The 12,455-nt window shown below is 69.6% G+C and carries 11 protein-coding genes; 8 read left to right on the top strand and 3 right to left on the bottom strand.

The window, feature by feature from the left end; translation table 11 throughout:
* Nucleotides 1-323 precede the first annotated feature (323 nt).
* Nucleotides 324-1,304 (top strand): NAD(P)H-quinone oxidoreductase, encoded by a 981-nt coding sequence (locus tag ACWD2L_RS07600; protein WP_351337250.1) that lies wholly within the window; start codon nt 324-326, stop codon nt 1,302-1,304.
* 18 nt (nt 1,305-1,322) lie between these two features.
* On the opposite strand, the gene ACWD2L_RS07605 is transcribed toward ACWD2L_RS07600, so the two are convergent.
* Complete coding sequence (locus ACWD2L_RS07605) at nt 1,323-1,838, bottom strand: hypothetical protein (RefSeq protein ID WP_351337247.1); 516 nt, start codon at nt 1,836-1,838, stop codon at nt 1,323-1,325.
* 160 nt (nt 1,839-1,998) lie between these two features.
* Between ACWD2L_RS07605 and ACWD2L_RS07610 the strand changes: the two genes are divergently transcribed.
* Together ACWD2L_RS07610 and ACWD2L_RS07615 are read left to right on the top strand one after the other, a co-directional pair.
* Complete coding sequence (locus ACWD2L_RS07610; protein WP_351337244.1) at nt 1,999-2,541, top strand: bacterial proteasome activator family protein; 543 nt, start codon at nt 1,999-2,001, stop codon at nt 2,539-2,541.
* A gap of 338 nt (nt 2,542-2,879) precedes the next feature.
* A complete protein-coding gene (locus tag ACWD2L_RS07615; RefSeq protein WP_351337241.1) occupies nt 2,880-4,451 on the top strand; it encodes a protein kinase domain-containing protein in 1,572 nt (523 codons plus the stop codon).
* Between the two features lie 24 nt (nt 4,452-4,475).
* Here the strand turns inward: ACWD2L_RS07615 and ACWD2L_RS07620 are convergent, their stop codons facing one another.
* Nucleotides 4,476-5,132 carry a response regulator transcription factor gene (locus ACWD2L_RS07620; RefSeq protein ID WP_351337238.1) on the bottom strand — a complete coding sequence of 219 codons (657 nt, stop codon included), beginning with the start codon at nt 5,130-5,132 and terminating at the stop codon, nt 4,476-4,478.
* 393 nt (nt 5,133-5,525) lie between these two features.
* Here ACWD2L_RS07620 and pdhA point away from each other — a divergent pair, with 393 nt between their 5' ends.
* Genes pdhA through ACWD2L_RS07635 form a run of 3 tightly spaced genes read left to right on the top strand, consistent with a single transcriptional unit; the run spans nt 5,526 to nt 9,201 of the window.
* Nucleotides 5,526-6,782 carry a pyruvate dehydrogenase (acetyl-transferring) E1 component subunit alpha gene (pdhA, locus tag ACWD2L_RS07625; RefSeq protein WP_351337235.1) on the top strand — a complete coding sequence of 419 codons (1,257 nt, stop codon included), beginning with the start codon at nt 5,526-5,528 and terminating at the stop codon, nt 6,780-6,782.
* Nucleotides 6,783-6,786: 4 nt separating this feature from the next.
* Entirely contained in the window at nt 6,787-7,767 is a 981-nt protein-coding gene (locus tag ACWD2L_RS07630; RefSeq protein ID WP_351337232.1) for an alpha-ketoacid dehydrogenase subunit beta, read from the top strand.
* Nucleotides 7,768-7,782: 15 nt separating this feature from the next.
* Nucleotides 7,783-9,201, top strand: a complete 1,419-nt coding sequence (locus ACWD2L_RS07635) for a dihydrolipoamide acetyltransferase family protein (RefSeq protein WP_351337229.1) — start codon at nt 7,783-7,785, stop codon at nt 9,199-9,201.
* Nucleotides 9,202-9,284: 83 nt separating this feature from the next.
* On the opposite strand, the gene ACWD2L_RS07640 is transcribed toward ACWD2L_RS07635, so the two are convergent.
* On the bottom strand, nt 9,285-10,163 hold the full coding sequence (locus ACWD2L_RS07640; protein ID WP_351337226.1) for a D-alanyl-D-alanine carboxypeptidase family protein: 879 nt from the start codon (nt 10,161-10,163) through the stop codon (nt 9,285-9,287).
* 187 nt (nt 10,164-10,350) lie between these two features.
* Here ACWD2L_RS07640 and ACWD2L_RS07645 point away from each other — a divergent pair, with 187 nt between their 5' ends.
* Together ACWD2L_RS07645 and ACWD2L_RS07650 are read left to right on the top strand one after the other, a co-directional pair.
* Nucleotides 10,351-11,037 (top strand): GntR family transcriptional regulator, encoded by a 687-nt coding sequence (locus ACWD2L_RS07645; RefSeq protein WP_351337224.1) that lies wholly within the window; start codon nt 10,351-10,353, stop codon nt 11,035-11,037.
* A complete protein-coding gene (locus ACWD2L_RS07650; RefSeq protein ID WP_351337222.1) occupies nt 11,034-12,347 on the top strand; it encodes an MFS transporter in 1,314 nt (437 codons plus the stop codon). The genes ACWD2L_RS07645 and ACWD2L_RS07650 overlap by 4 nt, the downstream gene beginning before the upstream one ends.
* Nucleotides 12,348-12,455: the final 108 nt, after the last annotated feature.

A 12,455-nucleotide genomic window follows, 5' to 3' on the forward strand; every position in this document is an offset into this window, starting at 1 on the left:
ACTCCGTCCGCGAGGGGGATCGCTTCCGCGAAGCTGTTTGCCTCTGCGAGGCGGATGCCCTCTGCGAGGGATACGCCGTCCGCGAAGCTGATCCCGTCCGCGAGATGCCCTCCGGGAGGGAGAGCCCGTCCGCAAGGCTGGTCGCCTCCGCGAGGGGCCCCGTCTGCGAGGCCGATGCCCTTCGCGAGGGGGACCCCGTTCGCGAGGCCGATGCCCTCCGCGAAGCTGATCCCGTCCGCGAAGCCGGCCCCTCCGCTACGCCGATGCTTTCCGCGAGGTGGATGATCTCCACGTGGCTGATCCGCGGGAGTAGCCTCGCGGCCATGTATGCGATCACGATCCCGGAACCCGGCGGACCCGAGGCGCTTGTCTGGACGGAGGTGCCCGATCCCGTACCCGGCGAGGGCGAGGTCCTGGTCGAGGTGGTCTCCAGCGCCGTCAACCGCGCCGATCTGCTCCAGCGGCAGGGCTTCTACAGTCCGCCGTCCGGCTCCTCCCCCTACCCCGGCCTGGAGTGCGCCGGCCGGATCGTCGCGCTCGGCGCCGGCGTCTCCGGCTGGTCGGTCGGCGACGAGGTGTGTGCGCTGCTCGTGGGCGGCGGCTACGCCGAGAAGGTCGCCGTCCCCGCGGGGCAGCTTCTCCCGGTGCCGCAGGGCCTCGACCTGGTCACGGCCACCGCGCTGCCCGAGGTGACCTGCACCGTCTGGTCCAACGTCTTCATGATCGCCCATCTGCGGCCCGGCGAGACCTTCCTCGTGCACGGCGGCTCCAGTGGCATCGGCACGATGGCGATCCAGCTCGCGAAGGCGGTCGGCGCCAAGGTCGCGGTCACGGCCGGCACGAAGGAGAAGCTCGACTTCTGTGCGGAGCTCGGCGCGGACATCCTCATCAACTACCGCGAGCAGGACTTCGTGGAAGAGATCAAGAACGCCACGGACGGGGCCGGCGCGGACGTCATCCTCGACAACATGGGCGCCAAGTACCTGAACCGCAACGTCGACGCCCTCGCCACCAATGGCCGGCTCGCCATCATCGGGATGCAGGGCGGGGTGAAGGGCGAGCTCAACATCGCCACTTTGCTCGGAAAGCGCGGCGCCATCACCGCGACCACGCTGCGGGCCCGCCCGACGGCCGAGAAGGCGGCGATCGTCGCGGCCGTGCGCGAGCACGTGTGGCCGCTGATCGAGGGCGGCCATGTGCGGCCGATCGTGGACCACACGCTGCCGATGAGCGACGCCGCGCAGGGCCACCGGGTCCTGGAGGAGTCCGGTCACATCGGCAAGGTCCTGCTCACCAACGCGTAACCCTCGGCGGGACCTGGATCACCGGCGCAGTCGCAGCGCCAGGAGCCCGAGGCCGAGCCCCGTGAGCAGCAGTCCTGCCCCCAGCGGCAGCACGTTCACCAAGGGCCCGGTCCCGGGCTCGCCGACGGCCTGCCGCTCGGGGGTGGGCCGCTCGGGGCGCGGTTCCTGCGACACGGCGGGCGGGGGCTCGGTGGGGGCCGGGGGCAGCACGGCGGCCCCGGTGGCGTCAGGAGTGGGAAGCTCGCGCCCCGGCGGGGTCCGGCCCACGCCCGCCCGGCTCCCCGCGAGGGACCCGTGCGGCGAGGGCTCGGCGACGTACGCCTGGAACTCGGCGACGTACGAAGCGGGCCGGGCAGCGGACGCGGGCCGGGCAGCGTACGAAGAGGCCCCGGCGACGTACGACGAAGGCCCGGCCACGTACGAAGGCCCGGCGACGTACGACGTAGCCCCTGCCGCGTACGACGGGGACACCGGCGCCGCCAGGGGCAGCAGTACGGAGAAGAGAAGCCCGGCCACCCACCGAAGCCGCCGCATCCCCAGCCCCCTTCCGCTCCCGTTCGTCCAGATGCTTGTGCTTAGCCTCACATAGAGGGATAAAACAGGCACGCCGGATTTTGGCCCGCCCGACACGGTGGATCAGCTCCTCACGGGGGCACCACCGAGATGTGACAGCGACGTACGAGAGAATGGCGGCATGGAGATGCCGAGGAACGAACAGTCGCCGGAGAACCCGCAGGTCCTGGTCGTGGGCCAGGACGGCATGGCGCTTGGCGGCGGTGGCGGCGACGAGTCCCGCGAGATCCCGGTGACCGACATGGTGGAACAGCCCGCCAAGGTGATGCGCATCGGCAGCATGATCAAGCAGCTGCTCGAAGAGGTGCGCGCGGCTCCCCTGGACGAAGCGAGCCGGCAGCGCCTCAAGGAGATCCACTCCAGTTCGGTCAAGGAGCTCGAGGACGGTCTCGCCCCCGAACTCGTCGAGGAACTCGAGCGGCTCTCCCTGCCTTTCACGGAGGAGGCGACCCCGAGCGACGCCGAGCTGCGCATCGCGCAGGCCCAGCTGGTCGGCTGGCTCGAGGGGCTCTTCCACGGCATCCAGACGACGTTGTTCGCCCAGCAGATGGCGGCGCGCGCCCAGCTCGAGCAGATGCGCCGGGCTCTGCCGCCCGGGGTCGGCGGCGACGAGGAGGACGAGGACCCGCGCGCGGGCGGCCGCTCCGGCGGCCCGTACCTCTAGTCAACACACAGGACCTCTGGTCAACACACAGGTCAACAGATACACACGTAGGGGCCCGTCCCATGGCGGGCCCCTACGCGTGCGTGAACTTGGCCACGACGACAGGTGCCGATCGCCCCAAGTGATCACGGAATCGTCATCGGCCGCCTGCAAATATCCCGCTCACGATTTGCAAGGCCTGCACGGCAACGGGTTGGATGTCCGGTCCATCTCGGAACAGCGACATGGCCGATGCCTGTAGCGTGGCCCGACGGAGTCGGTATTTCGCAACCGCACGTACTCCGAAGCATGGATCCGGCAGCCCAGATAAGCATGGACAGAAACGACGGCGAGGACTGATGGCACAGCAGCAGCGCGCTCAGGGCCCGTCCGACCCCGAGGCGACTGGCGGCGGTATGTCAGATATGCCGGAGATGTGGGGTAACGGCGGGCTCGTTGGGGATGGGCGGTACCGCCTCACCGGCAGACTCGGCCGGGGCGGCATGGCGGAGGTGTTCGCCGCCGAGGACGTACGTCTCGGGCGCCAGGTCGCCGTCAAGCTGCTCCGTTCCGACCTCGCCGAGGACCCGGTCTCCAAGGCCCGCTTCACCCGCGAGGCACAGTCGGTCGCGGGGCTCAACCACCACGCGGTCGTGGCGGTCTACGACTCCGGCGAGGACGTCGTCGCCGGGAGCACGGTCCCGTACATCGTCATGGAGCTGGTCGAGGGCCGCACCATCCGCGACCTCCTGCTCAGCGCGGAGGCGCCGGGTGCCGAGCAGGCCCTGATCATCGTCTCGGGTGTCCTGGAAGCGCTCGCGTACTCGCACCAGCACGGCATCGTGCACCGCGACATCAAGCCCGCGAACGTGATCATCACCAACACCGGCGCGGTGAAGGTGATGGACTTCGGCATCGCGCGCGCCCTGCACGGCGCGCAGTCGACCATGACGCAGACCGGCATGGTCATGGGCACCCCGCAGTACCTCTCGCCCGAGCAGGCCCTCGGCAAGGCCGTCGACCACCGCTCCGACCTGTACGCCGTCGGCTGCCTGCTCTACGAACTTCTCGCACTGCGCCCGCCGTTCACCGGTGAGACCCCGCTGTCCGTGGTCTACCAGCACGTCCAGGACACCCCCCTGCTGCCCTCCGAGGTCACGGACGAGGTGCCGCCGGAGCTGAACGGCCTCGTCATGCGCTCGCTCGCCAAGGACCCGGACGACCGGTTCCAGACGGCCGAGGAGATGCGCGGGCTCGTCCAGTACAGCCTGCAGATGCTGTACGAGCAGGGTGGCCACACCGGCACCTGGAACACCGGCCCCGTCGACGCGCACGAGGGCGGCTCGACGCCCGCGATGGGTGTCGCGGCCACCACGGCGATGCAGCACCCCGGTGACAACGGCACGGCCCAGCAGCCGATGCTGCGTCCGCCGGGCGGCGACGACGGCGGTTTCGACGGGAACGGGAAGGGCGGCGGCGGAGGCGGCCGCGGCAAGCTGTGGATCGTCGCCGTGCTCGCGGTGATCGCGATCGCGGTGGGCGTCGCCTGGGCGCTCAGCAGCGGCGGCGACGGCGACAAGGACCCCGGTAACAAGAAGTCGCCGAGCGCCACCAAGTCCGAGAAGACGTCAAAGCCCAGCAAGTCGGCCGACGACGACGCGTCGCAGAGTGCGACGGAGGAGCCGGGCACGAGCACGGGCGGCGACACCGGCTACACGCCGACGCAGCAGCCCACCACCACGAACCCGACGCCGACGCAGTCCGACCAGCCGACGGACCAGCCGACATCGGACCAGCCGACGGACGACCCGACGGACGACCCGACGGACGAGCCGACTCCGACCGAGACGTCCCCCGGAGGCGGCGAGAACAGCCCGCCGCCCACCGAGGACGCCGGCGGTGTCATCGGGGGCGACACCGGCGGCGAGTAACCCGCCGGCCGTCACGACGAGGCGTCAGCGCTTTTCGGCGTGCATACGGGCCACGTATGCGGCCGCCTGGGAGCGGCGCTCCATGCCGAGCTTCGACAGCAGGCTGGACACATAGTTCTTGATGGTCTTCTCGGCGAGGTGCAGACGCTCGCCGATGACCCGGTTCGTCAGGCCCTCGCCGATCAGGTCGAGGATCTTGCGCTCCTGGTCGGTGAGGCCGGAGAGCTTGTCGTCGCTCTTGCGGCCGCCGTCGCGCAGCCGCTCCAGGACGCGGGCCGTGGCGACCGGGTCGAGCAGCGACTTGCCGGCGGCGACGTCCCGTACGGCGGAGAGCAGCTCATTGCCGCGGATCGCCTTCAGTACGTATCCGGAGGCGCCGGCCATGATCGCGTCGAAGAGTGCCTCGTCGTCCGCGAACGACGTCAGCATCAGGCACTTGACCGACTCGTCCTGGGAGCGGATCTCCCGGCACACCTCGACCCCGCTGCCGTCCGGCAGGCGCACGTCCAGCACCGCCACGTCGGGCCGGGTCGCGGGGATGCGCACCAGGGCGTCGGCGGCCGTTCCGGCCTCTCCGACCACCTCGATGTCGTCCTCGACCGACAGCAGCTCATGGACGCCGCGGCGGACCACTTCGTGGTCGTCGAGCAGAAATACACGGATTTTTCCATCTTCGCGCACGGCTTCAGTCTCACATATCAACCTTGGCCGCGCCCTAGATGATCGTGGGGTGACCGGGATAACGTGCCGGTGTTCCGGCCCCCTGCCAGGCTGAGACCCAGGACCCGTCGCACAGCTGTGACCTGCGACGCTTCGTCTTACTTCGCGATACTAGGAAATCCAACCAACGGCTTACTTGGAAATCCAAGCAAAATCGCAGGTCAGATGGGGTTTCGCAGATGTGTGACCCACTGGGTAACGTGCTGGGTGAAGGGTGCTTGCCGGAGCGCCGAGCTGTTTCCATCACGCCTGTTGTCCGGCGCCTCGCACCCACCCCGTGCGTGGGACGGACCAGGCGAGCCGAGCCGACTGGCCATCCGGCAATCCCGGGGCCGGACCGACGGAGGAGCACACGTGAGCGTAGACAGTGCCGACAGCACTGCCGCAGCGCAGAAGGCACAGCCGCCGCGCAAGCGGACCGCTGCGAAGAAGTCTGCGAAGAAATCCCCCGGCAAGACAGCCGCTGCCGCCAAGGCCCCCGCTAAGCGGGTCACCAAGAAGGCCGCCACGGCCGAGGCGCCGCAGAGCGACCTGGTGCAGCTGCTGACCCCTGAGGGCAAGCGGGTCGACAACCCCGAGTACGACCGCTACGTCGCCGACGTCACCGACGACGAGCTGCGCGGCCTGTACCGCGACATGGTCCTCACCCGCCGCTTCGACGCCGAGGCCACCGCGCTTCAGCGCCAGGGCGAGCTGGGCCTGTGGGCGTCGCTGCTCGGCCAGGAGGCGGCCCAGATCGGCTCCGGCAGGGCCACCCGCGAGGACGACTACGTCTTCCCGACCTACCGCGAGCACGGCGTCGCTTGGTGCCGCGGGGTCGACCCGACGAACCTGCTCGGCATGTTCCGCGGCGTGAACCACGGCGGCTGGGACCCGAACAGCAACAACTTCCACCTGTACACGATCGTCATCGGCTCGCAGACGCTGCACGCCACCGGTTACGCGATGGGCGTCGCCAAGGACGGCGCGGACAGCGCGGTGATCGCGTACTTCGGTGACGGCGCGAGCAGCCAGGGCGACGTCCTGGAGGCCTTCAACTTCGGGGCCGTCTACAACGCCCCTGTGGTGTTCTTCTGCCAGAACAACCAGTGGGCGATCTCCGAGCCCACCGAGCGCCAGATGCGCGTGCCGCTGTACCAGCGCGCGCAGGGCTTCGGCTTCCCCGGCGTACGCGTGGACGGCAACGACGTGCTGGCCTGCCTCGCCGTGACGCGCTGGGCCCTCGACCGGGCCCGGCAGGGCGAGGGTCCTGCACTGATCGAGGCGTTCACGTACCGCATGGGCGCGCACACGACGTCCGACGACCCGTCGAAGTACCGGTCCGACGACGAGCGCGTGTCCTGGGAGGCGAAGGACCCGATTCTGCGCCTGCGCGCGTATCTGGAGTCCCAAACCGACACGGATGAGGGATTTTTCGCGGAACTCGACGCCGAGAGCGAGACGTTGGGCAAGCGAGTACGCGATGTCGTACGGGCCATGCCGGACCCGGACCTCATGGCGATCTTCGAGAACGTGTATGCGGACGGGCACGCGCTCGTCGACGAGGAGCGCGCGCAATTCGCCGCCTACCAGGCGTCATTCGCCGATGAAGCCGCCGGGGAAGGGGCCTGAGGACATGGCTGTGAAGAAGCTTCCGATCGCCAAGGCGATCAACGAGTCCCTGCGCACGGCGCTGGAGAACGACCCGAAGGTCCTCGTCATGGGTGAGGACGTCGGCAAGCTCGGCGGCGTCTTCCGGGTGACGGACGGGCTGTACAAGGACTTCGGCGAGGACCGGATCATTGACACCCCGCTCGCCGAGTCCGGCATCGTCGGCACCGCGATCGGCCTCGCGCTGCGCGGCTACCGGCCGGTCGTGGAGATCCAGTTCGACGGTTTCGTCTTCCCCGCGTACGACCAGATCGTCACGCAGCTCGCGAAGATGCACGCCCGCGCGCTCGGCAAGGTCAAGACGCCCGTCGTCATCCGGATCCCGTACGGCGGCGGCATCGGCGCGGTCGAGCACCACAGCGAGTCGCCCGAGACGCTGTTCGCGCACGTGTCGGGGCTCAAGGTCGTCTCGCCGTCGAACGCGAGCGACGCCTACTGGATGCTCCAGCAGGCCATCCAGAGCGACGACCCGGTGATCTTCTTCGAGCCCAAGCGCCGCTACTGGGACAAGGGCGAGGTCGACACGGAGGCCGTGCCCGGCGCTCTGCACAAGGCCACCGTGGCGCGCGAGGGCACCGACCTGACGCTCGTCGCGTACGGGCCCATGGTGAAGGTCTGCCTGGAGGCGGCCGCGGCTGCCGAGGAAGAGGGCAAGTCCCTGGAGGTCCTCGACCTGCGTTCGATCTCGCCGATGGACTTCGACGCCGTGCAGAAGTCGGTGGAGAAGACGCGCCACCTCGTCGTCGTGCACGAGGCGCCCGTCTTCCTCGGCGCCGGCGCGGAGCTGGCGGCCCGGATCACCGAGCGGTGCTTCTACCACCTGGAGGCGCCCGTACTGCGGGTCGGCGGGTACCACGCGCCGTATCCGCCGGCGCGCCTGGAGGAGGAGTACCTGCCGGGCCTGGACCGGGTGCTCGATGCCGTCGACCGCTCGCTCGCGTACTGAAAGGGGCTCACTGTCATGGCTCGTGAGTTCAAGATGCCCGACGTGGGCGAAGGCCTGACCGAGGCCGAGATTCTCAAGTGGTACGTCCAGCCGGGCGATTCCGTCGCGGACGGCCAGGTCGTGTGCGAGGTCGAGACCGCGAAGGCGGCCGTCGAGCTGCCGATCCCGTACGACGGGGTGGTGCGGGAGCTGCTCTTCCCGGAGGGGACGACGGTCGACGTCGGCCAGGTGATCATTTCGGTGGACGTGGCGGGGGATGCGCCTGCGTCCGCGCCGGTTGCGGAGCCGGCGGCCGAGGCCGAGGCCGAGGCGACGAGTGGGCGGCAGCCCGTGCTCGTGGGTTACGGCGTCGCCGAATCCTCTACGAAGCGTCGGGCCCGCAAGGAGGCCAATGGGGCTGAGGCCGCCGTTTCGGACGCTGCAACGGGGGCTGTGCCCACCCTCCCCCAAGCTCTCGACTCCGCTCGAGCAGCGGGGACCCCCCTCGCCCCTGCGGAACAGTTGCCCACAGCGGCAGCGAATGGGACCGCCTCCCTTCCTCGGCCCTTGGCCAAGCCCCCCGTGCGCAAGCTCGCCAAGGACCTCGGGGTCGACCTGGCCGTCGTGATCCCGTCCGGTTCCGACGGGATCATCACGCGCGAGGACGTGCACGCGGCCGTCGCGCCCGCGCCCGAGGCGCCCGCACCGGCCCCCGAGCCGGTTGCGGCCCCCGCCCCCGCTCCGTACGACTCCGGCCGCGAGATCCGGATCCCGATCAAGGGGGTGCGGAAGGCGATCGCGCAGGCGATGGTGCAATCGAAGTTCACGGCGCCGCACGTCACGGAGTTCGTGACCATCGACGTGACGCGCACGATGAAGCTCGTCGAGGAGCTCAAGGGCGACAAGGACATGGCGGGGCTGCGGGTCAACCCGCTGCTGCTCATCTCCAAGGCGCTGATCGTCGCGATCAAGCGCAACCCCGAGGTCAACGCGGCCTGGGACGAGGCGAACCAGGAGATCGTCCAGAAGTCCTACGTGAATCTGGGCATCGCCGCGGCCACCCCGCGCGGTCTGATCGTGCCGAACATCAAGGACGCGCAGGCCAAGACCCTGCCCGAACTGGCGTCCGCGTTGGGCGAGCTGGTTGCCACCGCGCGCGAGGGCAAGACGTCCCCGGGTGCGATGCAGGGCGGGACGGTCACCATCACCAACGTGGGGGTGTTCGGCGTTGACACCGGTACGCCGATCCTGAACCCGGGTGAGTCGGCGATCCTTGCCGTCGGGGCGATCAAGCTTCAGCCGTGGGTGCACAAGGGGAAGGTCAAGGCGCGGCAGGTGACGACGCTGGCGTTGTCCTTCGACCACCGGTTGGTGGACGGGGAGCTGGGGTCCAAGGTGCTTGCGGACGTCGCGGCGATCCTGGAGCGTCCGAAGCGGTTGCTGACCTGGGCGTGACGTGGAGCCCTGCGGCGACGGGGCTGGGGTTTCGGGGCTCTGCCCCGGACCCCGCTGCTCAATCGCCGCAGGGGCTTGATTTGCTAGCGCTTGAAGCCGTAGTCCATCAGCTTCTTGGCGTCCGACGTTCGTGCGCTCACGGACGTCGACTTCAAGACGGTACCGATCACGGTCTTGCCGCTTCGCGTCGCTGCGAAGACCAGGCAGTATCCGGCCTGCGGGCCCGACCCGGTCTTGACGCCGATGGTGCCGGAGTACGTACCGAGCAGGCTGTTCGTGTTGGACCACGTCATGTAGCGGTAGCCGCCGGACTCCGTGGTGACCTTCCGCTTCGTCGACTTCGTCTTCACGACCGTGCGGAACGTCGAGTTCTTCATCGCCGAGGAAGCGATCTTCGTCAGGTCGCGCGGCGTCGAGTAGTTGGCGCCGTGGCCGATGCCGTCGAACGAGTCGAAGTGGGTGTTCTTCAGGCCCATGTCGGTGGCGGACTTGTTCATCTTGCCGATGAAGGACTTCACGCGCGCCGAACGGGTCGACCCCGAGCCGAACTTGTCCGCGAGCGCGTACGCCGCGTCGCAGCCCGAGGGGAGCATGAGCCCGTACAGCAGTTGGCGGACGGTGGGCTTGTCGCCGACGATCAGGCGGGCCGAGGACGCGGTGTTCTTGACGATGTAGTCGCTGTAGGCCTTCTGGACCGTGACCTTGGAGTCCAGGTTCAGATTGCTCTGGGCCAGCACCACCTTGGCGGTCATGATCTTGGTGGTGGAGCCGGTGGACCTGCGGGTGTCCGCGGCCTTCGTGTACAGGCTCGACCCCGTCCCGTTGTTCATCACATAGCCGCCGACCGCGGCGACCGAAGGCTTGGCCGGTGCCGTGGCGGCCTGCGCGGTGGTGGCCAGCGCGCCGCTGGTGATCACGGCTCCCGCGACGAGAACGGCTGTGCCCGCAATGCGAGTTTTCAAGGCAAGTGCTCCAAATGTGCCTGGAATTGCGCCCGTTGAGGTTGGGGGCGCGCTGTGTGAGACACGTGGAGCGGCCGGGTGGTTGCGTGGAAAGGGTGGCTGCGCGAAAGGGGTGGGCGCCGGGTCGGGGCGTCCCGCATCATGGACGCCTTCCGTCTTGCGTACGTGTTGTATCTATGATGTGCGCATGCCGTCGACCGTCACAGAACAGGCCGCTGCCGGGAAGCCCGCCGCCGAGAAGCGGCCACCCGCCGCCGAGCGCGTCTACGACCACGTAAAACGAGGCGTTCTCGAGCGCCGCTACGAGGGCGGGACGCTGCTCACCGAGGGCGAGCTCGCCGAGGCCGTGGGGGTCTCCCGCACGCCCGTGCGCGAGGCGCTGCTCAAGCTGGAGGTCGAGGGGCTGCTCAAGCTCTACCCGAAGAAGGGCGCCCTGGTCCTGCCGGTCTCCGCGCAGGAGATCGCGGACGTCGTGGAGACCCGGCTGCTCGTCGAGGAACACGCGGTGCGCAAGGCCGTCCCCGCCCGGCCGCAGCTCATCGCGCGCCTGGAGGAACTCCTGGAGGAGCAGCGGGCGCAGGCCGCCGCCGGACAGTTCACGGAGGCCGCCACCACCGACCGCTGCTTCCACGCGGAGATCGTCCGCAGTGGGGGCAACGAGATCCTCTCCCGCATCTACGATCAGCTGCGCGACCGGCAGCTGAGGATGGGCGTCGCCGTGATGCGCTCGCACCCCGACCGGATCGCCAAGACGCTCTCCGAGCACAGCGAGATCCTCGACGCCCTGCGGGCCGGGGACGAGACGGCCGCCGTCGCCGTCATGCGCCGGCACGTGAGCTGGGTGCGGGGCCTGGCGCGGGGTGACGAGCGATGAGTTCAGCCACGTCTTCGTCGGTCACGCTGCCCGGCGATCCACCCGGCGGGCGGCGGGCCGTCGCCGTCTGGTCGATCGGCGTCTCCGTCTACTTCGTCGCCGTCATCTTCCGTACGTCGCTGGGCGTCGCGGGCCTCGACGCCGTCGAGCGCTTCCACATCAGCGCCTCCGAGCTCTCGACGTTCTCGATCCTCCAGCTGCTCGTGTACGCGGGCATGCAGATACCCGTCGGCCTGATGGTCGACCGGCTCGGCACCAAGAAGGTGCTGACGCTCGGCGTGATCCTCTTCACCGTCGGCCAGCTCGGCTTCGCGTTCTCCTCCTCGTACTCGATGGCGCTCGTCTCGCGCGCGCTGCTCGGCTGCGGCGACGCCATGACGTTCATCAGCGTGCTGCGGCTCGGCACGCGGTGGTTCCCGGCGCGGCGCGGGCCGCTGGTCGCGCAGCTGGCCGGGCTCGTCGGCATGGCGGGAAACCTCATCTCCACGCTGGTCATCGCGCGGCTGCTGCACGGCATCGGGTGGACGGGCGCGTTCGCGGGCAGTGCGCTCGCGGGTGTCGTGGTGCTCGTGCTGATGCTGCTGTTCCTCAAGGACCACCCCGAGGGGTTCGAGCCCGCTCCGCCGGCCGGTACGCACAAGGGCGCCGCGTATCTGCGCGGGCAGATCGCGGCGACGTGGCGGGAGCCGGGGACGCGGCTCGGGCTTTGGGTGCACTTCTCGACGCAGTTCCCCGCGATGGTGTTCCTGCTGCTGTGGGGGCTGCCGTTCCTCGTGGAGGCGCAGGGGCTTTCGCGGGGCACGGCCGGTGAACTGCTGACGCTCGTGGTGCTGTCCAACATGGTGATCGGGCTTGTGTACGGGCAGATCGTGGCGCGGCACCATGCCGCGCGGCTGCCGTTGGCGCTCGGCACGGTGGCGATGACCGCCGTGATGTGGGCGCTGCCCATGGTGTGGCCGGGGCGGTCGCCGATGGCGCTGCTCGTGGTGATGTGCGTGGTGCTCGGGGCGTGCGGGCCCGCGTCGATGCTCGGGTTCGACTTCGCGCGGCCGGCGAATCCGCCGGAGCGGCAGGGGACGGCGTCCGGGATCGTCAACATGGGCGGGTTCATCGCCTCGATGACGACGTTGCTCGCGGTGGGGGTGCTGCTCGATGCGACCGGGGACAACTACCGGGTGGCGTTCTCGGCGGTGTTCATCCTTGAGGCGCTCGGCGTGAGCCAGATCCTGCGGCTGCGGGGACGGGCGGCTCGCGCCGAGCGGGAGCGGGTGGTCGCGTCACGGGTGGCGTCGGTGCACGTTCCGGTGTGACCACATCAAGCCCCGCCGGCGTTTGAGGCGCGGGGGCCGGGGCGGAGCCCCGTGCGGTCGACCGTGCCCCGGGGCTCCGCCCCGGACCCCGCTGGCTCTCGTCCGACG

The sequence above is a fragment of the Streptomyces sp. NPDC002754 genome (genome assembly GCF_053592315.1).

Bases quoted from the DNA above. Each gene is read 5' to 3' on its own strand.
- ACWD2L_RS07630 (WP_351337232.1), top strand. From the start codon at position 6,787: ATGGCTGTGAAGAAGCTTCCGATCGCCAAGGCGATCAACGAGTCCCTG.
- ACWD2L_RS07605 (WP_351337247.1), bottom strand. From the start codon at position 1,838: ATGCGGCGGCTTCGGTGGGTGGCCGGGCTTCTCTTCTCCGTACTGCTG.
- ACWD2L_RS07635 (WP_351337229.1), top strand. From the start codon at position 7,783: ATGGCTCGTGAGTTCAAGATGCCCGACGTGGGCGAAGGCCTGACCGAG.
- ACWD2L_RS07615 (WP_351337241.1), top strand. From the start codon at position 2,880: ATGGCACAGCAGCAGCGCGCTCAGGGCCCGTCCGACCCCGAGGCGACT.
- ACWD2L_RS07645 (WP_351337224.1), top strand. From the start codon at position 10,351: ATGCCGTCGACCGTCACAGAACAGGCCGCTGCCGGGAAGCCCGCCGCC.
- ACWD2L_RS07650 (WP_351337222.1), top strand. From the start codon at position 11,034: ATGAGTTCAGCCACGTCTTCGTCGGTCACGCTGCCCGGCGATCCACCC.
- ACWD2L_RS07610 (WP_351337244.1), top strand. From the start codon at position 1,999: ATGGAGATGCCGAGGAACGAACAGTCGCCGGAGAACCCGCAGGTCCTG.
- ACWD2L_RS07600 (WP_351337250.1), top strand. From the start codon at position 324: ATGTATGCGATCACGATCCCGGAACCCGGCGGACCCGAGGCGCTTGTC.